At 54.0% G+C, this 26,026-nt stretch carries 31 protein-coding genes, 1 other RNA gene and 2 riboswitches; of the genes, 20 read left to right on the forward strand and 12 right to left on the reverse strand.

What is annotated here, in order from left to right; all coding sequences use genetic code 11:
- Positions 1–52: 52 nt before the first annotated feature.
- Positions 53–916, forward strand: coding sequence for a GRP family sugar transporter (locus KNP85_RS07610; RefSeq protein WP_029595391.1), 864 nt, complete (start codon positions 53–55; stop codon positions 914–916).
- Positions 917–945: 29 nt separating this feature from the next.
- Here the strand turns inward: KNP85_RS07610 and msrA are convergent, their stop codons facing one another.
- Positions 946–1,458 (reverse strand): peptide-methionine (S)-S-oxide reductase MsrA, encoded by a 513-nt coding sequence (gene msrA / locus KNP85_RS07615; RefSeq protein ID WP_029595392.1) that lies wholly within the window; start codon positions 1,456–1,458, stop codon positions 946–948.
- 64 nt (positions 1,459–1,522) lie between these two features.
- Positions 1,523–1,624: riboswitch (SAM riboswitch) on the reverse strand.
- A gap of 44 nt (positions 1,625–1,668) precedes the next feature.
- On the reverse strand, positions 1,669–1,830 hold the full coding sequence (locus KNP85_RS07620) for a hypothetical protein (RefSeq protein ID WP_029595393.1): 162 nt from the start codon (positions 1,828–1,830) through the stop codon (positions 1,669–1,671).
- Between the two features lie 111 nt (positions 1,831–1,941).
- Here KNP85_RS07620 and KNP85_RS07625 point away from each other — a divergent pair, with 111 nt between their 5' ends.
- The 9 genes from KNP85_RS07625 to KNP85_RS07665 all read left to right on the forward strand — a co-directional run bounded on the left by KNP85_RS07625 (position 1,942) and on the right by KNP85_RS07665 (position 10,566).
- The gene (locus tag KNP85_RS07625) at positions 1,942–3,345 is read left to right on the forward strand and encodes an amidase family protein (protein ID WP_131471195.1); all 1,404 of its coding nucleotides are present in this window, start codon (positions 1,942–1,944) and stop codon (positions 3,343–3,345) included.
- A gap of 69 nt (positions 3,346–3,414) precedes the next feature.
- A complete protein-coding gene (gene rlmN, locus KNP85_RS07630; protein ID WP_021067532.1) occupies positions 3,415–4,476 on the forward strand; it encodes a dual-specificity RNA methyltransferase RlmN in 1,062 nt (353 codons plus the stop codon).
- Positions 4,477–4,652: 176 nt separating this feature from the next.
- Complete coding sequence (locus tag KNP85_RS07635) at positions 4,653–5,534, forward strand: SMP-30/gluconolactonase/LRE family protein (protein WP_131471194.1); 882 nt, start codon at positions 4,653–4,655, stop codon at positions 5,532–5,534.
- 12 nt (positions 5,535–5,546) lie between these two features.
- On the forward strand, positions 5,547–5,810 hold the full coding sequence (locus KNP85_RS07640) for a hypothetical protein (protein WP_029595396.1): 264 nt from the start codon (positions 5,547–5,549) through the stop codon (positions 5,808–5,810).
- A gap of 102 nt (positions 5,811–5,912) precedes the next feature.
- Positions 5,913–7,106 (forward strand): GTP-binding protein, encoded by a 1,194-nt coding sequence (locus tag KNP85_RS07645; protein WP_214802520.1) that lies wholly within the window; start codon positions 5,913–5,915, stop codon positions 7,104–7,106.
- Between the two features lie 61 nt (positions 7,107–7,167).
- A riboswitch (TPP riboswitch) is annotated at positions 7,168–7,268 on the forward strand.
- Positions 7,269–7,349: 81 nt separating this feature from the next.
- Positions 7,350–7,943 (forward strand): YkoF family thiamine/hydroxymethylpyrimidine-binding protein, encoded by a 594-nt coding sequence (locus tag KNP85_RS07650; protein WP_131471193.1) that lies wholly within the window; start codon positions 7,350–7,352, stop codon positions 7,941–7,943.
- Positions 7,936–8,511, forward strand: coding sequence for an ECF transporter S component (locus KNP85_RS07655; RefSeq protein ID WP_131471192.1), 576 nt, complete (start codon positions 7,936–7,938; stop codon positions 8,509–8,511). The genes KNP85_RS07650 and KNP85_RS07655 overlap by 8 nt, the downstream gene beginning before the upstream one ends.
- Positions 8,504–9,832: an ABC transporter ATP-binding protein gene (locus KNP85_RS07660; RefSeq protein WP_214802523.1), complete on the forward strand. Its 1,329-nt coding sequence runs from the start codon at positions 8,504–8,506 to the stop codon at positions 9,830–9,832. The genes KNP85_RS07655 and KNP85_RS07660 overlap by 8 nt, the downstream gene beginning before the upstream one ends.
- Positions 9,832–10,566 carry an energy-coupling factor transporter transmembrane component T family protein gene (locus KNP85_RS07665; protein ID WP_214802526.1) on the forward strand — a complete coding sequence of 245 codons (735 nt, stop codon included), beginning with the start codon at positions 9,832–9,834 and terminating at the stop codon, positions 10,564–10,566. Before KNP85_RS07660 ends, KNP85_RS07665 begins: the two co-directional genes overlap by 1 nt.
- A 15-nt stretch (positions 10,567–10,581) precedes the next feature.
- Here the strand turns inward: KNP85_RS07665 and KNP85_RS07670 are convergent, their stop codons facing one another.
- Positions 10,582–11,169 carry a DUF1643 domain-containing protein gene (locus KNP85_RS07670; protein ID WP_029595402.1) on the reverse strand — a complete coding sequence of 196 codons (588 nt, stop codon included), beginning with the start codon at positions 11,167–11,169 and terminating at the stop codon, positions 10,582–10,584.
- A 34-nt stretch (positions 11,170–11,203) separates the two neighbouring features.
- Entirely contained in the window at positions 11,204–11,896 is a 693-nt protein-coding gene (locus KNP85_RS07675) for a lytic transglycosylase domain-containing protein (protein ID WP_251136262.1), read from the reverse strand.
- A 78-nt stretch (positions 11,897–11,974) separates the two neighbouring features.
- Between KNP85_RS07675 and KNP85_RS07680 the strand changes: the two genes are divergently transcribed.
- Positions 11,975–12,673 carry a CPBP family intramembrane glutamic endopeptidase gene (locus KNP85_RS07680; protein WP_214714870.1) on the forward strand — a complete coding sequence of 233 codons (699 nt, stop codon included), beginning with the start codon at positions 11,975–11,977 and terminating at the stop codon, positions 12,671–12,673.
- Here the strand turns inward: KNP85_RS07680 and KNP85_RS07685 are convergent.
- A complete protein-coding gene (locus KNP85_RS07685) occupies positions 12,630–13,529 on the reverse strand; it encodes an alpha/beta hydrolase (RefSeq protein ID WP_214714872.1) in 900 nt (299 codons plus the stop codon). The genes KNP85_RS07680 and KNP85_RS07685 overlap by 44 nt on opposite strands.
- A 141-nt stretch (positions 13,530–13,670) precedes the next feature.
- Between KNP85_RS07685 and KNP85_RS07690 the strand changes: the two genes are divergently transcribed.
- Complete coding sequence (locus KNP85_RS07690) at positions 13,671–14,141, forward strand: hypothetical protein (RefSeq protein WP_214714874.1); 471 nt, start codon at positions 13,671–13,673, stop codon at positions 14,139–14,141.
- Positions 14,142–14,195: 54 nt separating this feature from the next.
- Here KNP85_RS07690 and KNP85_RS07695 read toward each other — a convergent pair whose 3' ends face one another.
- The 5 genes from KNP85_RS07695 to KNP85_RS07715 all read right to left on the reverse strand — a co-directional run bounded on the left by KNP85_RS07695 (position 14,196) and on the right by KNP85_RS07715 (position 18,877).
- Positions 14,196–14,843: an ABC transporter ATP-binding protein gene (locus tag KNP85_RS07695; protein WP_035385665.1), complete on the reverse strand. Its 648-nt coding sequence runs from the start codon at positions 14,841–14,843 to the stop codon at positions 14,196–14,198.
- Positions 14,840–15,847 (reverse strand): ABC transporter permease, encoded by a 1,008-nt coding sequence (locus tag KNP85_RS07700; RefSeq protein WP_214802529.1) that lies wholly within the window; start codon positions 15,845–15,847, stop codon positions 14,840–14,842. Before KNP85_RS07700 ends, KNP85_RS07695 begins: the two co-directional genes overlap by 4 nt.
- A gap of 67 nt (positions 15,848–15,914) precedes the next feature.
- A complete protein-coding gene (locus KNP85_RS07705) occupies positions 15,915–17,261 on the reverse strand; it encodes a sensor histidine kinase (RefSeq protein ID WP_214802531.1) in 1,347 nt (448 codons plus the stop codon).
- Positions 17,258–17,923: a response regulator transcription factor gene (locus tag KNP85_RS07710; RefSeq protein WP_214714880.1), complete on the reverse strand. Its 666-nt coding sequence runs from the start codon at positions 17,921–17,923 to the stop codon at positions 17,258–17,260. Before KNP85_RS07710 ends, KNP85_RS07705 begins: the two co-directional genes overlap by 4 nt.
- 63 nt (positions 17,924–17,986) lie before the next feature.
- Positions 17,987–18,877: a hypothetical protein gene (locus KNP85_RS07715; RefSeq protein WP_021067515.1), complete on the reverse strand. Its 891-nt coding sequence runs from the start codon at positions 18,875–18,877 to the stop codon at positions 17,987–17,989.
- A 170-nt stretch (positions 18,878–19,047) separates the two neighbouring features.
- Here KNP85_RS07715 and KNP85_RS07720 point away from each other — a divergent pair, with 170 nt between their 5' ends.
- Both KNP85_RS07720 and KNP85_RS07725 read left to right on the forward strand, forming a co-directional pair.
- Positions 19,048–19,455 carry a hypothetical protein gene (locus KNP85_RS07720; RefSeq protein ID WP_021067514.1) on the forward strand — a complete coding sequence of 136 codons (408 nt, stop codon included), beginning with the start codon at positions 19,048–19,050 and terminating at the stop codon, positions 19,453–19,455.
- A 105-nt stretch (positions 19,456–19,560) separates the two neighbouring features.
- Positions 19,561–21,015: a S8 family peptidase gene (locus tag KNP85_RS07725; protein WP_214802534.1), complete on the forward strand. Its 1,455-nt coding sequence runs from the start codon at positions 19,561–19,563 to the stop codon at positions 21,013–21,015.
- Between the two features lie 38 nt (positions 21,016–21,053).
- Here KNP85_RS07725 and KNP85_RS07730 read toward each other — a convergent pair whose 3' ends face one another.
- Positions 21,054–21,458, reverse strand: coding sequence for a hypothetical protein (locus KNP85_RS07730; protein ID WP_021067512.1), 405 nt, complete (start codon positions 21,456–21,458; stop codon positions 21,054–21,056).
- Positions 21,459–21,579: 121 nt separating this feature from the next.
- Here KNP85_RS07730 and rnpB point away from each other — a divergent pair.
- The 5 genes from rnpB to KNP85_RS07750 all read left to right on the forward strand — a co-directional run bounded on the left by rnpB (position 21,580) and on the right by KNP85_RS07750 (position 24,665).
- An RNA gene (rnpB, locus tag KNP85_RS07735) (RNase P RNA component class B) lies at positions 21,580–21,947 on the forward strand.
- Between the two features lie 106 nt (positions 21,948–22,053).
- Positions 22,054–23,220, forward strand: a complete 1,167-nt coding sequence (locus tag KNP85_RS07740; protein ID WP_214802537.1) for a THUMP domain-containing class I SAM-dependent RNA methyltransferase — start codon at positions 22,054–22,056, stop codon at positions 23,218–23,220.
- A 442-nt stretch (positions 23,221–23,662) separates the two neighbouring features.
- Positions 23,663–23,917, forward strand: a complete 255-nt coding sequence (locus KNP85_RS15885) for a VOC family protein (protein ID WP_353048925.1) — start codon at positions 23,663–23,665, stop codon at positions 23,915–23,917.
- Positions 23,898–24,146, forward strand: coding sequence for a VOC family protein (locus KNP85_RS15890; protein ID WP_353048926.1), 249 nt, complete (start codon positions 23,898–23,900; stop codon positions 24,144–24,146). Before KNP85_RS15885 ends, KNP85_RS15890 begins: the two co-directional genes overlap by 20 nt.
- 21 nt (positions 24,147–24,167) lie before the next feature.
- Positions 24,168–24,665, forward strand: coding sequence for an NUDIX hydrolase (locus KNP85_RS07750; protein WP_214802539.1), 498 nt, complete (start codon positions 24,168–24,170; stop codon positions 24,663–24,665).
- A 45-nt stretch (positions 24,666–24,710) separates the two neighbouring features.
- Here the strand turns inward: KNP85_RS07750 and KNP85_RS07755 are convergent, their stop codons facing one another.
- Entirely contained in the window at positions 24,711–25,577 is an 867-nt protein-coding gene (locus tag KNP85_RS07755) for a DNA/RNA non-specific endonuclease (protein WP_214802543.1), read from the reverse strand.
- Positions 25,578–25,833: 256 nt separating this feature from the next.
- Here KNP85_RS07755 and KNP85_RS07760 point away from each other — a divergent pair, with 256 nt between their 5' ends.
- On the forward strand, positions 25,834–26,016 hold the full coding sequence (locus KNP85_RS07760) for a hypothetical protein (protein ID WP_021067507.1): 183 nt from the start codon (positions 25,834–25,836) through the stop codon (positions 26,014–26,016).
- Positions 26,017–26,026 lie beyond the last annotated feature (10 nt).

Consider the following 26,026-nt stretch of genomic DNA (forward strand, 5'->3'; position numbering starts at 1 on the left):
TAAACGTGGGAAAATCATGGGTAATGTTATTCTACGAAAGCAGGTGTTATCTATGGAAATGATTTTACTCGCACTCTTACCTGCCTTGATGTGGGGGAGTATCCCACTCATCGTCTCGAAAGTCGGCGGCAAGCCGATTCAACAGTTAATCGGGACGACGATTGGGGCGATGGTGATGGCGGTCATCATCGCACTCGTCTTCAATCCGGAGTTCACGACGCTCGCAATCGTGACCGGCTTCATATCTGGTGTGTTCTGGGCACTCGGGCAATATTTACAGTTCCAGTCGTTCCAAATTTTAAGTGTATCGAAAGCGATGCCGATCAGCACCGGGATGCAACTCGTCGGGACGTCGTTGTTCGGGGTCATCGTGCTCGGCGATTGGAAGACGACGACCGAGTTGTGGCTCGGCTTTTCTGCGCTCGTGTTGATTATCATCGGGGCGGCACTGACGTCATACCAACAACAAAAAGATGGCGATAGCAGCGGCGCCTTGAAGAAAGGTTTGCTCGTCCTGCTCGTGTCGAGTATCGGTTATGTGACGTATGCCGTCTTGACGAACTATTTCGAGGTCGACGGCATCACGGCCATCTTGCCGCAGTCGGTCGGGATGTTCGTCGCGGCGCTCTTGTTCAGCCTGCGTGAGAAAGATGTGAAGAAGTTCGACCCGAAGACGTTCAAAAACATTTTGGCCGGTCTCGCTTGGGGGATCGGGAACTTCGGGCTGTTCGTGTCAAGCGGTGAGGTCGGCATCGCGACGTCATTCGCCTTGTCCCAATTGAACGTCGTCGTGGCGACGCTCGGCGGGATTTATCTATTGAAAGAAGAGAAGACGACGAAAGAACGGGTCTTCGTCTTTATGGGAATCGGGCTCATCGTCGTGGCCGGATTCATGCTCGGGATTGCCAAGAGCTAAAAAGACGGGTCAGACGACCCGTCTTTTGTTTACCAGGCTTGCTCGATGAATGCGTCGCGCCCAGATTTCTTCCGGTCCTCTTTATAGTGGGCCGGATTTTTTTTATGGAAGTCTTGATGATATTCCTCGGCCGGATAGAACGTGTCGGCCGGTAGAATCTTCGTGACAATCGGCTGTTTGAAGCGTCCGCTCGCCGCGAGCGCGTCGCGACTCTGTTCTGCTTTCACGCGTTGGTCTTCCGTATGATAGAAGATGGCCGGCGCATATTGGCTGCCGCGGTCTTGGAACTGGCCGCCGTCATCGGTCGGGTCGGTCTGAATCCAATATAGTTCGAGCAGTCGTTCATAAGCGAACAGCGTCGGGTCGAACGTGATCTCGACGACCTCATAGTGTCCCGTCGTCCCTGTCTTCACTTGTTCATACGTCGGGTCATTGACGTGACCTCCCGTATAACCGGATACGATTGACTCGATGCCAGGTTGTTCCTCGAACGGCGTCACCATGCACCAAAAACAGCCGCCTGCGAATGTTGCTTTTTCCATTAATAAGTCCCCCTCATGTTCATTTCCAAAAAAAAGCGCCCATGTCATCGACATGAGCGCTCTGTCATATCGGCCAAGGCAAACTGCCTTGCTGGAAGTAGCACCTTGCCGAAGCAGGTTGCTGTGAAGTCATAGAGCCAGGTCTCTCGTTCACTCGAGATATCGATATGTAGTTGGTGAGAGCATCATACCATCAGATTTGAAGCGGCGTCAACGGTTTGGTTTGCGTCGAAGTTGGACCAAGGTGGCGCCGAGAATCAAGATGACGAGGACGATGGAGAGCGGTAGCGTATACGGAGCGTCCCCGGCATATAGCTGTAAGAAGAACAAGGCAAAGACGGACAATAAGACGAGAACGTACGAACGGTTCATAGTAACCTCCCTTTTCTTTCAGTGTACCAAGTTACATATTCGTTGGCGAACGAAAACAGGAAATCATGTGGCGATAGCGAATACCATCGAGTGACCAAAGGAGGAATCTATATGACTGAACCAAACACATGTTTCGAACTCGATATCGAGACCGCCCATCGCGGATATAAAGAAGGAACGTTCACGGCGCGTGACGTGACGGCCTATTATTTGACTCGAATCGCCCAGTTGAACGATAAGCTGAGAGCGGTCATTCAAGTGAACCCGGACGCCTTGTTCGAGGCCGAGGCGGCCGACCGGGCGTTTCGACGAGGTGACCGCTTGCCGTTGCTCGGCATCCCGGTGTTGATTAAAGACAATGTCGAGACGGCCGGATTGATGAAGACGACGGCCGGGGCCGTCGCCCTCGCGCATCACTTCGCCGGCCGGGACGCCCATCTCGTCCAAAGCCTGCGCGCGAGCGGGGCCATCATCCTCGGGAAAGCGAACTTGTCCGAATGGGCCAACTTTTTGACCGAGGGCATGCCGAACGGCTGGAGTGGGGTCGGTGGCCAGACGCTCAATCCATATGGGGACAAGCTCGATGTCGGAGGGTCGAGTTCAGGTTCGGCGTCAGCGGTCGCGGCCAACTTGACGTTGCTCGCCGTCGGCAGCGAGACGAGCGGCTCGATTATCCACCCGAGCGTCCATAACGGAATCGTTGGTATCAAACCGACCGTCGGGTTGATTAGCCGCAGCGGCATCATCCCGATCTCCCGGTCGCAAGACACGGCCGGCCCGATGGCACGGACACTCCGGGATGCGGTGCTCGCCCTTGAGGCGATGGTCGGGGAAGATCCCGCTGACCCAGCGACGGCGCATCTTCCGGCCGGTCCGCCTTACCGGACTTGTCTCGATGAGCGGCAAGCAGTCGGGATGCGTGTCGGCGTCGTCAAGACCGATTTGTCGGAAGAAGAGCAGGTGCTCTACGACGAAGCAATCGCATTGCTGAAACAGAGCGGCATCGAGGTCGTCACCGTCGAACTGCCGTCGAAAGCAGGGCTCGACCAAGGGGATATCCTGTATCATGAGTTCAAGCTCGGAATCGAGGCGTATCTCGCCTCGACGAAGCTCCCGTATGAGACGTTGTCGGATTTGATTAATTGGAACAACAGTCATCCGGAGACGATTCCGCACGGACAGAAGACGTTCGAGAAAGCGAACGAACAATCGGGTCGCTTGATTGAGGACGCCTATTTGATGCGCCGCCTCGACGACGTCTATCACGCCAAGACGGACGGCATCGACCGATTGTTGGCCGAGCAGGAACTTCATGCGCTCGTCTTGCCGCATGACCACAATTATGACATGGCGGCGAAAGCCGGCCATCCGACCGTCACGATCCCGTATCGCTTGAAGGCGAGCGGGGCCCCGTTCGGTCTATCATTCACCGGGACGAGCTATGCCGAACGCGACTTGATTCGTCTCGCCTATGCGTTCGAGCGTCACGTGACACGTCCCGTCCCACCGTTATAAGAACGTTGCACCGGTCGTCCACGTCCGCTACAATGGTACGTATGTGGATTGAAGAAAGGACAGATAGCAATGAAACCATCTATATACGGGCTGACATTCGATCAGCTGACGGAAGCGTGCGTCTCTTGGGGATACAGCGCCTTCCACGCTAGACAAATCTGGGACTCGCTCTATATCGACCGAGTCAAGCACATCGAGGACATCTCGGTACGGGCCGAGGTACGTGAGGCGCTCGCCGCCGAATACGTCATCTCGACGCAAGACCTGTTCGTCAAACAAGAAGCGGGCGACGGGACGGTCAAATTTTTACTTAAACTGCATGACGGACACTATATCGAGACGGTGCTCATGCGTCACAAATACGGACGTTCGGTCTGTGTGACGACGCAAGTCGGCTGCAACATCGGCTGTAGCTTCTGTGCGAGCGGTCTCTTGAAGAAGACGCGCGATTTGACGGCCGGCGAAGTCGTCGAACAGATCATGACCGTGCAACATTATTTGGACGAGGTCGGGGAAGGTGCCCGCGTCAGTCATATCGTCGTCATGGGAATCGGGGAACCGTTCGATAACTTCGATAACTTGGTCGATTTCCTCCGTGTCGTCAAAGACGAACGCGGACTCGCCATCGCACCGCGTAAAATCAACGTGTCGACGAGCGGTCTCGCCGACAAGATTTACAAATTCGCGGACCTCGATCTTCGCATCAATTTGGCGCTGTCACTCCACGCCCCGAACGATGCGTTGCGGACGCAAATCATGAAAATCAACCGGGCGTTCCCGCTCGACAAGCTCATGCCGGCCATCCGTTATTACGTCGAGAAGACGAACAAACGCATCACGTTCGAATATATTCTCTTATCGAAAGTGAACGATTTGCCGGAGCACGCCGAGGAACTCGCCGACTTGATTGACGATATTAAAGACAAGTCATACGTCAACTTGATTCCGTACAATCCGGTCAACGAGCATATTCAGTATGAGCGGAGCACGTCTGAGGACATCATGGCGTTTTATGACGTCTTGAAGAAGCGGGGCATCAATACCGGTGTCCGTCTCGAGCACGGGACTGATATCGATGCGGCCTGTGGCCAGTTGCGCAGCAAGCATATGAATGTCGAAGGCGCAAAATGACAGGGACTCCTTGAATCTCATGATTCAAGGAGTTTTTTTGTCTTCTGCCCTAGAAGGATGCCGGCCCGGTTCAATATTTTTCTTCCGAGCGGTTGCTATTTTGGGAAATGTTGAATAGAGATTGCCCCCTCAGGGAATAGTCACTTGAAATCAATGTAGAGAGTGGAGGCAATTCAATGGAGACAGTAAACGCTGCGTTATGGATTCGAGTTCGAAATACGCTTGGGGAAGGCCCGTGTTGGGATGCGGAACTGAAACGCTTCTATTGGGTCGATATCGAGGGACATACACTTTGGTGGTACGATGAGAAGGAAGATGAATTGTCGTCGTTCGATATGGGACAACAGATCGGGTTCGCGGTCCCGAAAGTGACGGACGGCGTCGTCGTCGGCTTGAAAGACGGGATTTATGAGTGGGACGAGACGTCAAAAGAGCTCGATAAAATCGTCGAACTCGACGACCCGGAAGGAAAGCTCCGCTTCAATGACGGGAAAGCCGACCCGTACGGACGCATCTTCGCCGGCACGCTCCATCTTGAAGACGAGGCGGAACAAGCGACACTATACCGCCTGAATCGCGACGGCACGACCGAGGTCATGTTGAGCGAGTTGACATTATCGAACGGACTGACATGGTCACCCGACCATTCGACGTTCTATCATATCGATACACCGACCGAGACGGTCCGTAAATACGCCTTTGACTTGAAGACGGGTACGCTCGGCGAAGGGGAGGCCATCATCGATTTCACCGTCGAGGAAGGATTCCCGGACGGCATGACGTCCGATGAGGAAGGGTTCTTATGGATTGCACACTTCGCCGGCGGCCGCGTCTCGCGCTGGAACCCGGAGACGGGTGAAAAAGTGCTCGAGGTGCTCGTGCCGGCCCCGAACGTCACATCGTGCTGTTTCGTCGGTGACGACTTGAACCAACTCGCCATCACGACGGCTCGTGAAGGAATGGATGACGAGGCACTCAAAGCCCATCCGGACGCGGGGTCGGTCTTTAAAATCGATACAGACGTGAAAGGGATGCCGCTCTATCGGTTTGGACGATAAGGAGGTAAAGAGATGGTGAAGCGATTGCTCGTTCGTGCAGGCATCGGTTTGGCACTCGCGGCAGTGGCCCGGGTCGGGATTCAAAAACTATTGGATTCGAACCAGGAAGACGACCACACGTATTTGAATCCGCGCTGGGATGAGGCCCCGAGTGTCGATGCCGATAAGGATGAGGATGAGGTCGGTCTGACGCAACTCGATTCGATTTATCGGGCCGAGTGGCAAGCGAACACGTATCCCCGCTCCGAGGCGGAACGCAAGGCGTTGGAAGAATAGGGAAAGGAACACGTCCGGGAACGGGCGTGTTTTTTCTTGACAAGACAAAGGTGACCCGTCATTATCTAAAGAGTAATGATTACGATTTAGGAGTGAAGATACATGAAACGAATTCCAATCACGGTGCTGTCCGGTTATTTAGGGAGCGGCAAGACGACGTTGATGAATCATCTGTTGAACAATCGGTCCGGCAAGAAATATGCGGTCATCGTCAACGACATGAGCGAGTTGAACATCGACGAACGATTGATCGAGCAGAACGGTTTCTCGCGGACGGACGAAAAATTGGTCGAGCTATCGAACGGCTGCATCTGTTGCACGCTCCGTGAGGACCTGCTCGAAGCGGTACAGGACATCACGAACGACCGTGAGCTCGACGGGATTATCATCGAGTCATCTGGCATCTCAGAACCGATTCCGGTCGCTCAAACGTTTACATACGCCGATGACGCCCTTGGCATCGACTTGACGAGCCGTGTCTATATCGATGCGATGGTGACGGTCGTCGATGCGTATCGGTTCTTGAAAGATTTCAACTCGGGCGAGTCGCTTCATGAACGGAAGCAGGCCATCGATGAGACGGACGTCCGCGAGGTCGTCGACCTGCTTGTCGACCAAATCGAGTTCGCGGACATCATCGTCTTGAACAAGGCGGACCGCGTGACCGAGACAGAACTCGGTGAGATGGCCGGGCTGTTGAAGGCGCTCAATCCAACCGCCAAACTGTTGACGTCAGTTTACGCGAACGTGGAGTTGACGGAGCTGTTGGACGTCAATCTTTTCGATTTCGAGCAGGCGATGCACGCCGCCGGCTGGATTCAAGAACTAGAGGCCGAGACACACACACCAGAGACGGAGGAATACGGCATCAGTTCGTTCGTCTATCGCCGCCGCCGTCCGTTTCATCCGGAGCGGCTCCACGCCTGGATCGAGGCGTTCCCGGATCAAGTCGTCCGCGCCAAAGGTTTCTTATGGATCGCCTCCCGGAACGACATCGCCTGCCTGTTCTCGCAAGCGGGGTACGCATCGACGCTCGAACACGCGGGACGTTGGCTCGCGACGCTGCCGGAGGAAGAGCGGAGTCTCATGTTCACGGCAGAACCTGAGCTCGCCGCCGACTACGTCGAGCCGTACGGGGACCGTCAGACGGAGCTCGTCTTGATCGGGCAGCGGATGGAGCGTGCGGTCATCGAGGCCGGACTCGACGCGTGTCTGTTGACGGATGAGGAGATGGCGCTCGATTGGACGACGTTGCAGGACACGCTTCCGGGGAACGGTATCGTGACTTTCACATAAACCGTTTACAAATTCGGAGCGGTCGTCTATACTTCTCGTTGCATAGATAACCGCATACATTGGACTACACTAGGGGTGCTTCGGCTGAGATGTGAGCATGGCTCCAATCCCTTATGACTCGATCCGGGTAATACCGGCGTGAGGAAGTGTGGCACTTTTTCTAATGGATTATTACATTGGACGAGTGGCCGCATTCTCATGGATGCGGCTTTTTTGTGTACATACAATAAGGGGGAATAGAACATGAACAACCAATGTGGTACGAGTCCGATCGTCGGATTCCGCTTTACGCTGAGCCCAATGACATCTGATTTTGTGAGTGTCATCAAAGGGGCATTGAAAGAGACGAACTTGCAAAACGTTTGGCGGCATACCGATGACGTCTCGACGGTCATCCGGGGACGCAGTGAGCATGTGTTCGACGTGGCCAAAGCCGTCTTGTCACATGCGTCGAAGAACGGGGAACATATGTCGATGAGCGGGACGTTCTCGGTCGGCTGCCCAGGCGACACGGCAGGAGACAACCTGCTCGACGTGACGACTGATCCTGTGAACGGTCCGGTATCGACCCAGTACGTCTCTTCCCAGTTCGCCCTCTATCCGCTCGGGGACGCGAAGTATATGGACATCATCTACGAAGAAATTGCCTTTGCGAAAGAGCGTGGCGTCTTCAATGACTCGATGCATTACGCCTCGGGCATTCACGGCGACATCGAACCGGTGTTTTCATTTTACGAGGCGACGTTCGACCGGGTCCGTGCGAAGACGAGCCACGTCGTCATGACGGTGACGTTCAGCGTGAACAGCCCGTCACACGAGGGACAACAGCATGCTTAAGTCGTGGAAGTTAAAAGAAATCGTCTTGTTGGCCATTTTATCGGTCGTGTTCGCTGTCGTCTATTTGGCGTTCGTCCATGTCGGGAATCTATGGGCTGGCTTGATTGGACCGATCGCGTACGAATGGATTTTTGGGATTTGGTTCATCGTCTCGATTATTGCGGCTTATATCATCCGCCGACCTGGCGCCGCATTCTTGTCCGAAGTGCTTGCGGCGACGATTGAGATGATGATTGGTAACGCGATTGGACCTCGTATTATTTTAGTCGGGATCATTCAAGGACTTGGTGCTGAAGCAGCGTTTGCGGTCACGAGCTACAAGCGATATGACCTTTGGGTGCTCATGCTGGCCGGATTTGGTGCAGCTGCGACTAGTTTCGCGTATACGTACGTCATGGGTGGACTCGCTGCCCTCAGTCCGACATACGTGGCGACGATGTTCGCGTTACGAGCGACGAGCGGGATGCTCATTGCCGGTCTGGGAGGTAAGATTTTAAGCGACTTGTTGCTTCGGACGGGTGCGCTCGAAGGGTATGCCATCGCGCGTCAGGGACGTGTGCATGGTTGAGGCAGAACAGCTGTCATTCCGCTATCCGGAAAAACAGCGCGAAGTATTGACGGATATCACGCTTCAATTAACGGCTGGGAGGACACTCATCACGGGGGCGAGCGGGTCGGGAAAATCGACATTGTTCTCTTTGTTGAATCGTCTGTATCCGGATAACTGCGATGGCATCGTGACAGGCAAATTACACTTGTTTGACCGCTCTTATGATACGTATGCAGCTGGTGAGGTGAATCGTCGTGTCGGAACGGTGTTTCAAGATCCTGACAGTCAGTTCGTCATGCAGACGGTCGAGGAGGAATTGATTTTCACACTCGAAAATTTTGCCGTGGCGAGGGACGAGATGATGGCGCGTGTGGCCAAGATTTTAGCGGAATTGCAGTTGACCGATTATCGTGACCGAGTCATTCATGACCTGTCAGGTGGTGAAAAGCAACAAATCGCTGTCGCCTGTGCTTTGATCGGGAAGCCGGAATGGCTACTGCTCGATGAGCCGCTCGCGCACCTTGATCCCGAGACATCAACCCGTTTCGTTCAGTGGCTCGACAACGTCGCACAGACGGTAAACGTTGTCGTCATCGAGCATCGACCCTTCCTATGGGGCGGGTTCTTCGACAGAGAAGTGGAACTCGTGAACGGACGCATCAACTATGACGGACCGTTCGTTGCCCGCCCGGATTATACGTTCTCTCCGGTTGAAGTGATACAAGGAAATACTATTTTATTTCACGTACCGCAATTGAAACGAAAAACATTCAACCTAGCAACGAGCAAGCTGACCGTCGCCGAGGGTGATCTCATTGCCGTACTTGGTCGAAACGGCAGTGGCAAATCGACTTGGCTCAAGAGCCTTGCCCGCGAACATCAAGAAGTGGGACTCGTCCCACAATCTCCGGCTCATCTATTTATCACGAGTGATGTGACACGTGAACTCGCATATGGCCATAATCGTCCGATTGGGGACATCATGAACCGGCTCGGGCTTGGACCGTTTCGTAACGACCACCCACTCTCGCTTAGTCACGGTCAAAAACGAAGGCTCGCCATCGGCGTGATGATGCTCTCGAATAAACGGCTCATCGCGTTCGATGAACCGACTGCTGGACAAGATGAGGTATCGCTTCGTGCGCTTTATGAATTGATGGTTGAACGAATCCGCGCCGGCCAGACGGTTCTGTTTGTGACACACGACCTTAGTTTCGCCCGAATCGCGAACACCTATTACTTGATGCATGAAGGTTACTTGAGTGGGCCATATGATGCATCGCTCTGGAATGAGACGGAGCTACTACAAGCTCACGGTTTATTGCTGGAGGAATCGTGATGACGTTTCAAGAGATGAATCCGACGATCAAATTTATGACCGTGACGTGTCTCATGTTCGGTCTTGCCTTTATGTACAATCCATGGACGCCGCTTGCGGTATTCATCGGAACGCTTATACTTCAAATTCTTTTTTCTAACGTGAACTGGAAGCGCTGGGGGCTATTCATGATTCCGTTTTTATTCACCGCGCTCGGGACATTGTGGACGACGCTCGTCTTTGGAAAAGAGACGAGCGGGGAGGTCATGTTCACGCTGTTCGGCAACGACGTCACCGACGAGAATGTGATACTAGCAGCGACGCTCTCCTTACGGGTATTAGCATTCACCGCGTTGTCACTCCTGTTCACACTGACGACGGATCCCAAACGGTTCGTCTACAGCTTGATGCAACAAGGGAAGTTGTCACCTAAAATCGCTTACAGTGTCTTCGTCGGCTTTCGTTTCTTTCCGATTTTGAAGCATGAACTGATGCAACTGTATGAAACGCATGCTTTGCGAGGCGTTCGTTTAGAGACACGACTCGATCACATTCGGCACGTTCCGAATTTAGTCATCCCGCTTCTGGCCGGATCGATCCGACAAGCGGAACGCATCGCGTTCTCGATGGAGGCACGCGGGTTCACGGGCGAACCACGAGCGACGTATGAAGTAGTCGCCATCACTCGGTACGACTTTCTGTTGGCGTCGCTCTTGATTGTATTGTTCGGAGTGAGCGTATGGATTGGCGTATAAACGAAACAAGACGACTCACTCGGAGTCGTCTTGTTTCGTTTCTTTCACGATTCTAAACTTCGGTTTGACCGATTCATTATTGAACGCCTCGAGCACAGTGTTCTCGTTGGCCATACGAATCTGTTGCGGCTCGCCTTTGGACGTCGTGCCGATACAGAACATATGGGCCTCGTGGTCGGCGAACAGCGTCTTATACGGGGTCGCATGGTGCATCAAGCGTCCTGGCGAGCCCCAGCCGACGATCACCATTCCGCCGGTCGCCTCGACCTCGTCGAGCGTTTCCTCCACGTAATGAAAGTTGACCTCGTCAAGCTGTGACTCGACGTAAGGCAGATTGTCATTGATGGCGAGTGTCGGGACGAGACTGATGACGCGCATCTCACGGATCGGTTGATCGAGATGGTTACGCATGAGCATATACGCCCGCTGCGTGGTCGTGCCAGACAAGAAGGCATCGCTCATCCGGGGTGAGTAGATGATGACGGCACAGATGACGCCGTCGACGACATCTGTGAATTCGTACGTTCGCATATATCGTTTCGTCTTGTCCTCATTGAAGACCGACTTGACGCGAATCGTCACTTCCTCGATATGGGTGTTCATAATGTTTCCTCACTTTTGCTCAAATAGTGCCAGGTCAGACCCAGCCGGCGAACCATTCCAAATAGCGAATCGTATAGCGGGCGACTTGTTGCGTCGCCGTCGCCTTGTCATCCGGTAAATAAGACACGTCAGTTTGATATGACTCATAAAACGACATCACATCGTTGACATACTGCTCGCTTCGGTTGTATTCGAAGATGGCGTTCCGAATCGAATCGGTCGAATCTGCCGTCGTCCCACCGTGCTCGCTTAAATAATAAGCGGCTGCATGGGCCGAATCGACGAGACTGTGCGGGTCGGCCTGGCCATCGTTGTTACCGTCGCGTCCGAGACCGCCATACTGTTCGATCAGCGCGAGGTCTGTCAAATCGACCTCGTCCTCAGGCACGTCACCTTTTTGGTCGTCGGTGTCGTACTGCCAACCGAGCCACGTCCGCGGCATGAATTGGAACGGACCGATCGCCCCGACTGATGAACGCATCGATGAGCTATGGGAGAAAATCGTCTCGACGCGATGGACCGCGGCAAGAAGCCGCCAATCGACGTCATACGTCGCCGCCGCATCTTCATACACGTCACGATGGACAGCAGGGATGCCGTGATCCCCGTAATAGGCCCGGTAAAGACCGTTGTTCACTTTATCATGTTGACCAAACCAGCCGATTGCGCCGAGGCACAGCACGATCACAAGCATGAGACCGGTCAGTCGCAAAATCAATCGTTTCAAGATTCCGCCTCCTAGCTTTCTAGACAATACCCGAATAGTGTAGCATATAGCTAACAGGAAGGACAGGAGTGGATATCCATGCTCGAACAGGCCGTCTTTACCATCATTCTCGTGTATTTATTGATTGTCCAATTGTTCAACGCCCGGTTGATGAAACCGATGATTGAAACGCTCGGACGAAGCCGCGTGTACGATCAGACCATCAAATCGGCGTGGGGGCTCTGTTTGCTGTTGCTCGCCCTCGTCTTTTTGTTCCAGGTCCCGCCTGAAGCGGTCGGGCTCGGCTTCGCCCCGGCCGAGGGGGATTTGCGCGCCTGGCAGTTCTTCTTTTTGACGAGCGTCCTCATCTCCGCATTGATCGCGTTCTATCTGCTCGTGAAAACGTCTCCGGGTTTGCGGCGCCGGTTACGGCCATATTATGAGCTCGAGATTGAACGGTTGCTGTTGCCTCAGACGATTCAGGAGGCGAGAGCGTGGGGCGCCGTGTCTTGGACGGCTGGAGTGACCGAAGAGTTCATCTTCCGTGGCGTGCTGCTCTACACGGTCACATTGTGGGTGGACGTCTCGCCCCCGATGCTCGCCTTGATCGGCGGAGCGTTATTCGGGTTGGCCCACGCTTATCAAGGTGTCCGAGGCATCCTCGTGACCGGTCTCGTCGGGTGGGGGCTCGGTTATTTATATGTGGCGATGGGTATCCTCTGGCCGGTGATGGTCGTTCATGCCTTGCTCGATCTTATTGCTGGACCGATTCACGTCGTCGATTCAGAAACTGACTGACGGCCGCCTCATACGCGGGCTGGTCTTTCAAAATACAGTTCGTATGTTCCGCGCCGTGGATGAGGGCGATCTCATTTTTGCGGTTGAGCGCATTCATCTCGACGGACATCCAGGTCGGGACGAAATCGTCCTCTGTCCCATGGATGAACAAGACCGGCACAGCGATTGCCGCGAGCGCTCGTTTCGGTCGGACTTGGTGCATCCGGAATCCGGCTCGCGTCCAAAGGAAGTAATTGATTCCCGGCAACAACAAATCACCAGGCAGTCGGTGTATGACGTTCAACTGATGGCGCATGAGTTGTCTCATGTCATCGAACGGGCACTCGGCAATCAAAAAATCGACATCTGTCAATGGACCGGCCTGTAAAATCGAGGCGGCGCCCATCGACACGCCATGCAGCCCGACCTCGGAGACGGATTCATTAACCCGCAACCAGTCGACCCAATCCACGATGTCATGTTTCTCATGATAGCCGTACGAGGCGTACACGCCCTCGGATTCGCCGTGGGACCGCAAATCGACGGCGAGCAGATTGTAGCCGAGGCGATGGAACATCGCCAAATGCGGGGCCATGAAGCTGTGGGACGCCGTATAGCCGTGCACGAAGACGATCCACTTCGATGAGCCTTCGTTTCGGTAGACACGCCCATAGAGGCGATATCCGTCTTGCGAGCGGAGCGAGACGTGCTCAAACGGCACGTCGTGATAAAAGGATTGATCTTCCTTCGTGTAGGGGGCCAACAGCATCTCGGGCGTCTTGCGTTTCCCTCGTGTCATGCGTTTGAACGCATAGTAGCTGATGGCATAATAGCCAGTGAATAATGTTGCGAGTCCAACCTTCCATCTCTTCTGCATATGAACCGCTCCTTTCCCCATTATTGTACCCGAAAACGCGTTCCCAATTCACGCGCCATATGGGTCATGGTGTGTTTTCAATGACGGAACGCCAAGGCTTATGTTAGATAAGACACATTGTGCCGAATAGAGTTGCCACATATGATGGTAGCGAATAGTCAGCAAGTGGGAGGATATGAACCGATGGAGCGACAGGCGATGTATCAATTTTTACAGGCATGTTTGATGGGACAGACGGATTATACGACGACTGAGGGAGTGACGTTCTATCGCGCTCCGACGAGCGGGGAACGGCAACATGGAATCGTCTTGGACGTGTTAATTGACCGCTACTTATGTCAGCCTGGGCAGGCAATCGAATTATCGGTCCCGGACATCGCCGTTTCCATTGACGTGTCGGCCGATGAAATCGTCCGGTCCGTACTCGCACTCGCCCGCATCACTCTCGTCTCGCAACATATCGAGGAGAGATTGATTCGTGTCGTCTCGGCGGGCATCAATGAAGCGGGTCGATTGACGCTCGTCATCGGTTTCAACGCTTGGCTGACGCATCATTTGGGCCATCTATCGGGCGAGTGGGTCGAGCTGCCGGCTCGCGTGCACGCCATGTGACAAACCTTGAACAACAAAAAGGGAAGGCCGCGATGGACGCGGTCTTCCCTTTTTTTAATGTCGGGGCGAGGGTTGAAGCTGACCGTCCTGAAGCAATAAGACCCGGTCGCAGACGTCTAGCATGCGTTCATCGTGAGTGATGACGAGGACTCGACGTCCGTGATTACGCGCCTCAGCGACGAGCAACTCCATGACCCGGCGCCCGTTTTCGAAATCGAGGCTCGCCGTCGGTTCATCGGCCAACAAGAGCCGAGGCCGATTGATGAGGGCACGGGCGACGGCGACACGCTGCCGTTCGCCGCCCGACAAGTGCTTCGGCAGTTGATTGAGGCGGTGACTCAGACCGAGGACGTCGAGCAGGTGGAGCGGGTCTTGTTTAGATTCGCTTTCGGCCTGGACGAGCTCGAGTTGTTCTCGAACCGTCAAATATGGAACGAGGTGGGCCTGCTGAAACACGAAGCCGATTTCATTCAAGCGAAGCAAGCGTCGTTCTTCTTCACTCGCAGCGAGCAACTCCCGTCCCTCGAGCTCGATGAGCCCGACATCAGGTCGTTTCAATAAACCAAGAATTTGGAGCAGCGTGCTCTTCCCGCTACCGCTCGGTCCGATGATGCCGATACATTCCCCGGGCTCGACCTGTAAATCGATGCCTCGCAAAATGGGTTGTCCGTCATACGTATGGCAAATATTCGTCAATTTCATTGTCCAATTCCTCCTAGCACGTCGGCGGCGTCAAGCCGGCGCAATTTCCAAAGCGGCAACAACGTCCCGATGAGTGAGAGGACGGCCATGATCGCACCATATGCGAGCACGTTGCCCAAGTCGAACCGGAACGGGATGGCGTCCGGGACGAACGTGCCGGTGAACCCTGTCAGCACCGTGGCTAGCAGGCTCGCCGTGAGCACCGTGGCCATGACCTGGATGACGAGAGCCGTGCCGATCACACGGGGACGAATCCCGATTGCTTTCAAAATCCCGAGCTCCGGGAGCTTCTGGAGTGTCAACATATAAAAGAAAGCGGTCAAGATGAATGCGCCGATGAACAGCAAGAAGCCGCGCATCATCGTGAATGTGCCTTGTTCTGCCGTATACCCAGGGACGGCCTCAACGACGTCTTGTTTCGTCATCGTAGCGAGTGAGGTGTCAGCCTTCCCGAGCCAGGCCGAGACGTAGGCGGGCTGACCGCTAGCCGTCTGGAACGCTTCCCACGTGTCCTGTGTTGCCCAGATGACCGGGGCGTGGCTATAGCGACCGTCCGTCGTCCCGACGATGGTGAATGCATACCCGGACGCAAAATCGCGAACCGTGTCTCCGATTTCGACGTCACCGAGAAAACTTGGGTCGACGAGCACGTCCCCGACAGCGAGGTCAAGCTCGGGCCCGATTGTGGAATCTTTCGGCAGTGTGAATAACGTGGCGTCCTGTTTTTTCGTCCCATGAACGAGCGTCATCGATTTGACGCCGAGCGGGGTGAGCGCATCGGGTGTCGGCAGTTCGATGAATGAGCGGGTCAATTGCCCGTCGGCATCATCGGCCAGTTGAAACGTCTCGATATCAAGTTCACGCAAGGTGGCCCCGTTATCATAAGCCAGGCCGTCCGCGAGTCCGGTGATCAATGTCGACAACAAGACGATGAGTAGCGTGATTACGAAGATGAGCGAAAATTTTCGTTTTTGCCGCCACATCTCTTTTAATCCTAAGTTCATAAAAAAAGCCTCCTTCATAGCGATGAAGGAAGCATAACCGACCAAGATGAACGGAATATGAACATGACTACAACGTGACGTAAAAGACGGTACCCGCCCCGAGCTGAGATTCGACCGTCAACGTGCCGCCGTGAAGGTGGACGATATCTCGGGCGATGGCGAGGCCGAGCCCGGTGCCTCGTCCGGATCGTGAGGCGTCGCCTTTATAGAAACGCTCGAACAGCCGTGCCTTCGTCGCTTCATCCATGCCGACACCAACGTCTTGAATCGAGACGGTCGGGCGTTCGCCTTGATACGCCTTGATGGTGATGAGGCCACCGTCTGCAGAAGCGTGAATCGCGTTCGTTAGCAAGTTGGACCACACTTGTGCCAGCAATAGCGGGTCACCGGTCACGATGAGCGTCGAATCGAGTTCTGTGGCGACAGCGATTCCTTTCTCGTCGAGTTGGAACGTGTGCCGCCGGATGACATCCTCGATGGACGCACGCACATCGACCGGTGTCGTTAACGACACGTTGGCCTCGTCGAGCCGGGCGAGGAGCAGTAATTGTCTCGTCAGCTCGGACAGGCGCGACGCCTCGTCACGAATGATGGCGGCATGCGCTTTCGCGTCACCGTCGGTCGTCGCGACGAGTTCCGAGGCGTAGCCTTTGATGGAAGTGAGCGGGGTCTGGAACTCATGGGAGACGCTCGAGACAAACCGTCTGCGCTCGCCTTCCGATTTTTCAAGCGAGTCGACCATATCGTTGAAGCGACGGGAGAGCGTGCCAATCTCATCGTTGCGCTCGAGTGGGAGGTCGCTCGGCCGACCCCCGGATGCGACCGAATCGGTCGCAGCGGTCAACGTCCGCAACGGGCGGACGAGTTGACTCGTCGACAAGGCAATCAAAATGAAGGCGAGCCCGGTCAATAAGGCGAAGAACAACCCGACGAATAAATGCAGCTCGCGGATTTGGGCACTCAGGTCGGGACGGATGAAGACGGCATCCTCACCATCGATGCTAAACCCATACGTATTGACGACCTCGTTGTCGAACAGTCCGAGCAAAAACAAGTGGAACGGATAGGTGTGCATTCCGTCGTAGGTTTCACCGGACCGGACGGAGGCGATGACGTCGGTGTCGAGCCGCTCATCCCGGAACGCTCCGCCATAGCGTTCAATCGTATCGTCCGGTCGTACGACGAACAACTGATAGCCGGTCTGAGCGAGCAGTGTATAAAATGTGGACGTCTCACCATCGGTATGGGTCTCGAAGTACGCTTTCGCGGCCTCAGCCGTCTGTTCGGTCTTGTCGCTATAGGACGGTTGCCACCACACGTAGTAGGCGACGTTGCTGACGAACAGGGCGATAGCGCCCGACAACAATAAAATCATAAACACGGTCAAAACGATTCGCGTGTATAGCGTCTTCATGGCGTCACCTCGAGCGTATACCCGACGCCTCGTACCGTCCGAATCATGTTGCCTTCGTCACGGAGGCGAGCCCGCAATCGCTTGATGTGGACGTCGATCGTCCGGTCGTCGCCTTCGAACTCGAGGCCCCACACTTGCTCAATCAATTCATCACGGGTGAACACACGACTTGGAAACGCAGCCAACTGATAGAGCAGCTCGAACTCTTTTTTCGGCAAGTGGATCGTCTCCTCATGAAGTTCGAGCCGATAATCACGCAAGTCGAGTTTGAGCGGTCCGGCAGTGACGACCGTGGCCGCATTCTTGGCGTAACGTTTCGCGATGGCTTGGAGCCGGAAGAGCAGTTCTTCTGGAATGAACGGTTTCGTCATGTAATCGTCGGCCCCGTGCTCGAAACCGCTCCGTTTCTCCTCCCATTCCCCGAGGGCGGTCAATAGGATGACCGGGATATCCGTCAATCGTTTCAGCCGGGAACAGAGCGTTCGCCCGTCTTGGCCCGGCAACAGGATGTCAATCACGGCAGCATCTGCAGGTCGCTCTAAAAACAGTCGCTCGGCGACGTTTCCGTCCATGGCCGTGGTGACGGTGTGACCGGCCCGCTGTAACGTCGTTTCAATCAGATGCAGGATGGCCAGGTCGTCTTCAACAATCAGTACGTGCATGACTCTCTTCCTTTCTCATGAAGGACATCGAAAACAGGTGACCCATGTCAGGTCACCTGGCCGTTATGTCGCTTTGGTCAGTTCTTTGTGTAGCGCCCGGAGCGCCCGCAGGAAGGCATCTTTGAAATACTTGTCTTCTTGGGCCTCGAGCGTCTCGAGCGCGGTCGTATCGCCCGCGCTCGCTTTGACGAGCAGGTTGACGACCGTTCCCCAGCGCTTGACGTGCTCGGGCTTCGGATGGTTCATCGCGACGGTCAACGTGAACCAATACGGTTGGTCCCGACGCTGCAACGTGGCAATCATCTGCTTGGCCGTCTGTGCCTCCGCCTCGGACGGTAGCGTGGCCGTGGCGAACCAGCCAAGCAGTCCGGCACTCATTGCCTCGAGTCGCGCCTTGGCTTCTGGCTCGATCGGCTCACGTCCGAATTCGGAGATGTTGACGAAGACGAGACGGTCCTTGCGGTCGAGGTGGGTGATCCATCCTTTGACCGTCTTGAGCTTATCTTTGTCTTTCGACTGGGCTTTGACCGTGTAACCGTTCAGTTTGCCGATGTAAATTCGGAACTGGCCACGGTCGAGTTGCTTATCGACTTTGAACTCGATGTCCTGACCGACCGTGAACGGTTGGTTCTGTTTGTTGAGCGTCTCGCCTTTTTTCAGTTCCGGACGTCGGACGATGTAGCGGAGCGCTTCTTGTTCGGTCTTGTCGTCGAGCGTCCACAGATTGTTCGGTGTGACATTTTTAAAGCGATGCCGGCGGACGAAGATGTATTGATCGAGCGCCTCGACGGCGTCGGTGACGGAATTTTTTCCACTCAAATAATCATCGGCGATATCTCTTAGCGTGATTGATTCGAGCCGGTCGATATGCCCGACGTATGGGACGTGTCCGACGACGAACAGGGCGGTGGCAATCAATTCACTCTCGCGAGGGGTCAGAGGACGTTTGGCCATGTTGCACTTCCTTTCTTGCATTCATATCATTTAGTATACCAAAAACAAATTTCGACATGTTGTATGAATCAACCAGATGGAAAATTTTACAGGTATACAGGATTTCGTGGATTGATTGCGAATACTTGAAATATGATAGAGCTATGCGGATGTTGAGATGAGGTGATGAGATGAAGCTATCGATAGAACCGGGGGATTATGTCGTGTTGATTGAAATCAACAAGGAAGTATTGAAATGTACGTCCCTCGATCAGGCCGACTATGTCGACCGAGACCGCTATGAACTGGTCGGCCGGATGAGTGAACGGCTCCCGGCCGAGGTGATCGTCCCTTCTATCATCGACTATATTCGGTTCGGTAGTGGATATATCGGCGACAATATCGTCTGGGACACAGAGACGGAATCGTTTTTCTGTCAACAGTTCGAGACGATTGATGGATCTCCGCTCGGTGAGGACCTCGACGGATTTACACCCGATCCGTATCGGACGGAACTGGCGCGTTATTATACGTATTTGACCATCGGAAAGATTGTCGACTATGAGATGGATGAGCCTGACGAACCGAGCTATTGGTGAGCGACGAAAAAATGTCACAATCTATTTTTCGAAAAAAAGGGAAATTGATTCCGTAATTTGAGATAATGGGGGCATCTTAGGAAGTTTGGAATGGAGCGGTAGGCGATGAAAAAAATGATGCTCGTGGCGGCGCTCGCGCTGCTCATGCCTGCGTCGGTGGACGCGGCGAAACCGGTTGTGTTGGAGAAACACGGTTACATCGTGGCCGAGCCGAGGGTCGGGAACCAATACTATATCAAGCAATCAGGCACCGATCTGGCGTGGAACACGACGCGCGGCGCTTCAGACATCGTGATCGCTTTAATCGATTCGTCGGCCGATCGGCGGCATAAAGAACTATACAAGGTCCCTCGTGTCGTCAATTCGATGAAAGGGCCTTACAGCGTCGATTATCATGGGACGCATACGGCCGGCATCATGTCTGGGCGTCACAACAAGTTCGGGATGGCCGGACTTGCTCCGAACGTACGCTATCATTTTTATAATGTCTTCTACGGTAAAAACTCGGAGTACACGGATTCTTGGACCGTCGCCAAAGCGGTCGACACGGCGGTGGCGAAAGGGGCGAACATCATCAACCTGTCGCTCGGCGGGCAAGATTACGATCAAGTCCTCGCCGATTCGATTCGCCGGGCCCGGGCCAAAGGGGTCATCATCGTCGCCTCGGCAGGAAACGACGGGGAGAAGACCGTCTCGTTCCCGGCCAATATGAAAGAAGTCATCGCGGTCGGGGCGATTGACGCGAACCGTCGCGTCGCCGGTTTCAGCAATATGGCCGCTCAAGTCAAAATCGTCGCACCCGGGGTGAACATTTTGTCGCTCGGCCTGAATAACGGCTTCGTCTATATGGACGGGACGTCGATGGCCGCGCCGATGGTGTCGTCGGGTCTCGCGCTCGTCAAATCGGTCAATCCGTTTTTGACACCGGCCGATGTGGACGCCTTGATTCAAAAGATGCCACGGGCGAGCGGCAAGATTTATACGGAGCTGAACACGAAGCGGCTCCTCGATGCGACACCGCGTCCCGTGACGCTCTCGGTGCCGTCGACGCTCAAGAGCCGTTACGTCAAAGAAGCGAAACTGACGGTCATGAAAAAACCGAATTTGAAAACGACGTATACGTTATATCAAGGTACCCGTAAAGTGAAGACGCTGTCGGCAGGGAATTCGATGTTCACGATGTATGCCGGCGGCGATTGGCTGCCGAGTGGCTCGTACAAACTCCAAGCCGTCGTCACGGATGGGAAACATAAACGTACGGCCAGTCGGTCCTTCAAATACGTGAATCCCGTCAAGCCGGCGGTTGCGGTCAAAGCGTCCGACGGAGGCACGTTCGAATTGGCGACGACGCGAAAAGGGGTCGTCACCGTACTCGATGCGAACAAAAAAATCGTCTATGAGGCGCTTCACGTACCGTGCAAGTTCCCGGTCCGGAGCGACACGGGAGCTGCGTACACGGTCGTCTTGAAACCGACCGACGTCTCTGAGAAAGTGGTGACGGTCAAGTATGCGCCGCAACCGGTCCAAGCCGAGACGGACAAATCGGCGGAATCGACATGAAAAACACCCGGAGCCAGCGCTTGGCTCCGGGTGTTGATTTATGCTTTCGTGATGGCTTCACCGCTCCAACGAATGTTCGCTTCTAAGACGTTGCCGTTGTCGTCGATATGTTCAAAACTCAGTTTCCCGTCGACAATAATCTCACAGAGACCGACACGGACATCCTCGCTCCATGCGCGACGTGTCTGAGTCGACGCGTCGAACGTCGGAATCGATTCAGGAAAACGTTCCTGTAAGTGGGCCAAGTTATGATGGTCGAAGTGATACGGACGTTTGGACAGTTCATTCGGTGCTTTAATGTCAAACGGCTCGAATCCTCGGACGAGTCGATTATTCCGGTAGAAGGCGAACACGCCGTTGTTCGGGTGGAGCGCTTTAATGTCATCGATTTCAATCACATAGGTCAGTCGTTGAATCCAACCGTTTTTTGCATCTTGACGCATCAAAATCCCTCCTTGTTCAATGGAACACGCCTTATTTTAGCGCTGACGCCGGTGAAAATCAAGTTCAGGTTCTCGGTTGTCATTTCACGGGTTATCCGCTACAATGGGTAAAGTGACTATGAGGTCTGGGCAATCGCGGGACGCAAGTCTTGAGGAAAGTCCATGCTCGCACAGCCTGTGATGGCTGTAGTGATCGTGCTACACGAAAAGATAAGTGTAGGCAACGCAAGTTGACGGCAGAAGAAGCACCTAAGTCCTCGGATATGGTGCAAGCTTCTTGAAAGTGCCACAGTGACGGAGTCTGATCGGAAACGTTCAGAGTGGAACGAGGTAAACCCCACGAGCGAGAAACCCAAACTATGGTAGGGGAACTTCCTGACTGGAACCGAACGGGACGGAAGGCGCCAATCGGCGCAGATAGATGATTGTCACTCCATCGTGCCAGGGAGACCGTTATGAGCACCGGAGTACAGAACATGGCTTACAGGGCAGCATAGTCTCTCATTTAACATTGACCAGGAGTTCAAGCAATCCTACTTGAGCTCCTTTTTACATGACCATTTTAGGAGTAACACTTATAGAAAGTAGGGATAGTATGGCAAAACGAAAACTGATTGCCACCGCAGCGATGGGCATCGAAGCACTCGTCGCCAAAGAAGTGCGCGACCTCGGCTACACGTGTGAGGTCGAGAACGGACGCGTCTATATCGACGCAGAAATGGAAGACATTCCGCGATTGAACCTATGGCTCCGGACGGCAGACCGCGTCAAGCTCGTCGTCGCCGAGTTCAAAGCGACGACGTTCACGGAACTGTTTGACGGTGTCGTCGAACTGCCTTGGACGGATCTCATGCCGTGGGACGCTCGATTCATCGTCGACGGCCGCTCGGTCAAGTCGAAGTTGTTCTCGATCCGCGACTGTCAGAAAATCACGGAGAAGGCGATCGTCGACGCGATGCAACGCGGATACGATAAGCCGGGCGAGTGGCTGCCGAAGACGGGCGCCTACTATCCGATTGAAGTCGCCTTGTTGAAAGATGTGGCGACGATCACAATCGACACGTCAGGTGACGCGCTTCACCGTCGTGGTTACCGTGAGCTCCACTCACAGGCACCGCTCAAAGAGACGATGGCTGCGGCAATGATTCAGCTAACGAACTGGAAGCCGGACATGCCGTTCTACGACGTTTTCACCGGCTCAGGGACGCTCGCCATCGAGGCGGCGCTCATCGGTCGTAACATCGCGCCTGGTCTCAACCGTGAGTTCTGTTCACAAGACTGGCCGTGCGTACCGAAGAAAGCCTGGTATGATGCAATCAATGAAGCGAACGAGAAAGCGGAATGGGACAAACCGCTCAAAATCTACGGCATCGACCTCGACCCACGCATGGTCAAGCTCGCCAAGGATAACGCCGAGCTCGCCGACGTCCGTGACGCGATCACGTTCGTCCACAGTGACGCGGCTGCCTTGAAGCCGAAAGAAGAGTACGGCGTCATCATCGGGAACCCGCCATATGGGGAACGGTTGCAGACCGAAGAAGAGATTATCGACCTGTACGAGCGGATCGGGCAACAATTCGCCAAATATCCGGGCTACAGCGTCTATATGTTGACGAGCTATGAGGATTTCGAGAAAGCCTACGGCCGTCCGGCGACGAAACGTCGCAAGCTGTACAACGGGAATATCGAGACGCAGTATTATCAATTCTTCGGTAAACGTCCGCCGAGACGTTCGGCCGAGCCGAATTCTGACACGAAATAAGTCGTCATTGCACACACATTGCACACTTTTTGTTTGTGATACTGAAGACAAGCGAAAACTGCTCCTAGGAGCAGTTTTTTTGCTTGCCGTGGTTTTTTTCGTCCTTGTAGCTGACGGAATGAATGTATGTGCAAGATAGTCGGACCAGTCCTCATAAATGGGCATGGCCCGTCCTAAGTCCGTCTGTTCAAGAATCGATTGCGCGTTCTTCTTGTCTTTCTAATACGCGACGACGAGACGTTCGAATAGCCTCCCTGGAGTCGGACGGTAGTGAAGGGCCATACAAGTTTTTAAACATTGCGTAATCGCATCCTGTAACACATTACATCACTCACTTTCCTATACATCGCTCTACCGTTCAACATTCAAGCTATTATAACTTACATTTCCATATATAAGGATTATACTCATAATATGGCTAAGATAGGGAGATGAAGAATGGATGATAAGAGGTATATATGAGGCACACTTGCCGGTAAGTGATTTGACGGTGTCGATTCCGTTTTATGAAAAACTCGGAATGAAGCTGGCCTTCCAAAACGAGTCCTTGGCGTTTCTATGGATCATCGAAGGAGAGAGTTGGCTCGGTTTGTGGGAGAGCGATCGCGTCGAGGTGCCGTACCATTCATCGATTCGTCATGTGGCGTTTCGAATCGACCCCGAAAGCCTTGAAAACGGTGAAGAAGTGGCTCGATGAACGGGATATCGAAGTACGGACCGCATTCAAGATGACGCCTGCAGAACAGCCGTTAGTCCTGCCGAACTTCCCGCACGCACATGCCGCTATCTATTTCGACGATCCGGACGGGAATTCGCTCGAACTGATCACGTTTCTTGAGACGGACCCGACCGCTGCGTTTCAAATGATGTCTTTCGCTAACTGGTCAGAAGAGAAGCGGATGCAAGGGTCACAACATACTGAATGAGACAAGGCAGGGGGTAGGGCGATGTATCGGTATACGTTATGTCTATTGAAATCAGAAAATGAAGTCTTACTGTTGAATCGTGAGAAGTCGCTAGCGATGGGACTATGGAACGGCGTAGGTGGGAAAATCGAGTCGGGCGAGACGGTGGAAGCGTCGGTCTGTCGAGAAGTATTCGAAGAGACCGGATATAAGATTGAGCATCCTCTGTATAAAGGGGAGGTCATCCTGCACGGAGAACAGCAGGTCGGGATGCATCTGTTCGTCGTGGAAGTCACGAAACATGAAGCCGCTGACAAGGTACAGAGGACACGTGAAGGGATTTTGGAATGGAAGCGAATCGACTGGGTGCTTCATCCTGACAATATGGGAATCATCAGCAACTTGAAGCAGTATTTACAGCCGATGCTAGACCATCCTATGCCTCGGCGCCATACGTTCCGTTATGACGGGCATGAGTTGTTGACGTACACGCACGACCAACTGGATGAAGCTTCAAGCATTGTACATAAAACGAGATGATTGGCCCCATCGGCCAACCATCTCGTTTTTGATTCAGATATTGGATCACTCGCCAACCATCCCGTCGCCATCGTTATCGCGCATGTGCGGATAGAGCCAATGGTCGCTCGTGATCGGCATGGTGAAGCCGGCGTCCTTTGCCTCTTGAATCGTCACTTGGCCGTTGCCGTTCGTATCGACGCGCGTGACGTCACCGCTTGCTTCGGTGGCCGATGGTGCGCTCTCCGTCAATCCAAGTTCTTCATTCACCTCATCCGGGTTGACGTTGTCGAACGAGTCGGTAACGACATTTCCTTTGACAGTGTATGTGTACTCATAGTGTGAAGGGATATGAGTATTCGTATCCGGATATGTGATGAGCGCCTCGAAGTCGGTCGCGCCGCCTGCGCTCCGGATCACGCTCTCCATATACGCCTGGTCGCCGTGGCGATTGAGCGTGCTGTTTTGGGGCGTGATGTTGAAGGCGTTCGAGACGCCGCCGAGCGAATCGGCGATGACGTGCCCTTCGTCGAGGTCGCGGTGTTCGACCCCAGACACTTTCGCCTCGTCAGCGTAGTATCGCCCATCCGACGTCACGTCTTCTCGGTCGTCATCCTGCAGCACAATCTCGTCCGCAATCACTTTCACGAGTTGACCGTGCTCGTTCGTGAACGCCCAATATTCGCGGTCGCCGTATCCGATATCGACGACGACATTACTCTCGCGTTCACCTGACAAATCTCCACCCTCGACTTCGATCATGTCATAACCGGTGAAGCGGTCCTCTGTCTGCGGTTCGGGTGGCGCCGTCGTCTCGACGGCGGACTGTTCTGGGGTGTCCGTCACCGTGGTGGTCCCGGCTTCTTCGCTCGTACAACCTGCCAATAGCAGAATCGAGAGCGGGAATGCTAAATAAGTAATGTTTAATTTCATTTCAAGTCTCCTATGTGTGAGGCATACTTGTTCATTCTAGGAATCTTCGACACGATTGACAAGCAATCGGATTGGGACGTGTTTCGGTCGTGCTTGTCATAAACGAGCCAGAAATTGTCACGATTCGATGACGCGCTTCCGTTGGGACTAGTGGTACAATGGATGGGAACGGTCCGGCGGTCGAGCGGGTTATGGCGTTTCAATCGTTTCGTTTCAGGCTATACATACGTATACATCGCTTGAGAGGAGACGTATCATGCAGACATATACCATCGAATATGCGTTCCAGGACAAAGAGCAGACGACGCGGACGTGTGAGGTCGTTCTCGACCGGACGCCCGATTTACATGATAACGAGCAATTGGCCGACTTGTATCAAATCGTGTCAGATGCGATTCGTAAACCGATCACCAGTTTTGAAATTGTAGCGGTCCATTAAACGAACCTTT

Source organism: Exiguobacterium sp. s194, assembly GCF_018618275.1.
Lineage (GTDB): Bacteria > Bacillota > Bacilli > Exiguobacteriales > Exiguobacteriaceae > Exiguobacterium > Exiguobacterium chiriqhucha.

What these genes read in the sequence shown, in the direction of transcription:
- KNP85_RS07610 (WP_029595391.1), top strand. Translation starts at nt 53, where the DNA reads ATGGAAATGATTTTACTCGCACTCTTACCTGCCTTGATGTGGGGGAGT.
- msrA (WP_029595392.1), bottom strand. Translation starts at nt 1,458, where the DNA reads ATGGAAAAAGCAACATTCGCAGGCGGCTGTTTTTGGTGCATGGTGACG.
- KNP85_RS07620 (WP_029595393.1), bottom strand. Translation starts at nt 1,830, where the DNA reads ATGAACCGTTCGTACGTTCTCGTCTTATTGTCCGTCTTTGCCTTGTTC.
- KNP85_RS07625 (WP_131471195.1), top strand. Translation starts at nt 1,942, where the DNA reads ATGACTGAACCAAACACATGTTTCGAACTCGATATCGAGACCGCCCAT.
- rlmN (WP_021067532.1), top strand. Translation starts at nt 3,415, where the DNA reads ATGAAACCATCTATATACGGGCTGACATTCGATCAGCTGACGGAAGCG.
- KNP85_RS07635 (WP_131471194.1), top strand. Translation starts at nt 4,653, where the DNA reads ATGGAGACAGTAAACGCTGCGTTATGGATTCGAGTTCGAAATACGCTT.
- KNP85_RS07640 (WP_029595396.1), top strand. Translation starts at nt 5,547, where the DNA reads ATGGTGAAGCGATTGCTCGTTCGTGCAGGCATCGGTTTGGCACTCGCG.
- KNP85_RS07645 (WP_214802520.1), top strand. Translation starts at nt 5,913, where the DNA reads ATGAAACGAATTCCAATCACGGTGCTGTCCGGTTATTTAGGGAGCGGC.
- KNP85_RS07650 (WP_131471193.1), top strand. Translation starts at nt 7,350, where the DNA reads ATGAACAACCAATGTGGTACGAGTCCGATCGTCGGATTCCGCTTTACG.
- KNP85_RS07655 (WP_131471192.1), top strand. Translation starts at nt 7,936, where the DNA reads ATGCTTAAGTCGTGGAAGTTAAAAGAAATCGTCTTGTTGGCCATTTTA.
- KNP85_RS07660 (WP_214802523.1), top strand. Translation starts at nt 8,504, where the DNA reads ATGGTTGAGGCAGAACAGCTGTCATTCCGCTATCCGGAAAAACAGCGC.
- KNP85_RS07665 (WP_214802526.1), top strand. Translation starts at nt 9,832, where the DNA reads ATGACGTTTCAAGAGATGAATCCGACGATCAAATTTATGACCGTGACG.
- KNP85_RS07670 (WP_029595402.1), bottom strand. Translation starts at nt 11,169, where the DNA reads ATGAACACCCATATCGAGGAAGTGACGATTCGCGTCAAGTCGGTCTTC.
- KNP85_RS07680 (WP_214714870.1), top strand. Translation starts at nt 11,975, where the DNA reads ATGCTCGAACAGGCCGTCTTTACCATCATTCTCGTGTATTTATTGATT.
- KNP85_RS07685 (WP_214714872.1), bottom strand. Translation starts at nt 13,529, where the DNA reads ATGCAGAAGAGATGGAAGGTTGGACTCGCAACATTATTCACTGGCTAT.
- KNP85_RS07690 (WP_214714874.1), top strand. Translation starts at nt 13,671, where the DNA reads ATGATGGTAGCGAATAGTCAGCAAGTGGGAGGATATGAACCGATGGAG.
- KNP85_RS07695 (WP_035385665.1), bottom strand. Translation starts at nt 14,843, where the DNA reads ATGAAATTGACGAATATTTGCCATACGTATGACGGACAACCCATTTTG.
- KNP85_RS07700 (WP_214802529.1), bottom strand. Translation starts at nt 15,847, where the DNA reads ATGAACTTAGGATTAAAAGAGATGTGGCGGCAAAAACGAAAATTTTCG.
- KNP85_RS07705 (WP_214802531.1), bottom strand. Translation starts at nt 17,261, where the DNA reads ATGAAGACGCTATACACGCGAATCGTTTTGACCGTGTTTATGATTTTA.
- KNP85_RS07710 (WP_214714880.1), bottom strand. Translation starts at nt 17,923, where the DNA reads ATGCACGTACTGATTGTTGAAGACGACCTGGCCATCCTGCATCTGATT.
- KNP85_RS07715 (WP_021067515.1), bottom strand. Translation starts at nt 18,877, where the DNA reads ATGGCCAAACGTCCTCTGACCCCTCGCGAGAGTGAATTGATTGCCACC.
- KNP85_RS07720 (WP_021067514.1), top strand. Translation starts at nt 19,048, where the DNA reads ATGAAGCTATCGATAGAACCGGGGGATTATGTCGTGTTGATTGAAATC.
- KNP85_RS07725 (WP_214802534.1), top strand. Translation starts at nt 19,561, where the DNA reads ATGAAAAAAATGATGCTCGTGGCGGCGCTCGCGCTGCTCATGCCTGCG.
- KNP85_RS07730 (WP_021067512.1), bottom strand. Translation starts at nt 21,458, where the DNA reads ATGCGTCAAGATGCAAAAAACGGTTGGATTCAACGACTGACCTATGTG.
- KNP85_RS07740 (WP_214802537.1), top strand. Translation starts at nt 22,054, where the DNA reads ATGGCAAAACGAAAACTGATTGCCACCGCAGCGATGGGCATCGAAGCA.
- KNP85_RS15885 (WP_353048925.1), top strand. Translation starts at nt 23,663, where the DNA reads ATGATAAGAGGTATATATGAGGCACACTTGCCGGTAAGTGATTTGACG.
- KNP85_RS07750 (WP_214802539.1), top strand. Translation starts at nt 24,168, where the DNA reads ATGTATCGGTATACGTTATGTCTATTGAAATCAGAAAATGAAGTCTTA.
- KNP85_RS07755 (WP_214802543.1), bottom strand. Translation starts at nt 25,577, where the DNA reads ATGAAATTAAACATTACTTATTTAGCATTCCCGCTCTCGATTCTGCTA.
- KNP85_RS07760 (WP_021067507.1), top strand. Translation starts at nt 25,834, where the DNA reads ATGCAGACATATACCATCGAATATGCGTTCCAGGACAAAGAGCAGACG.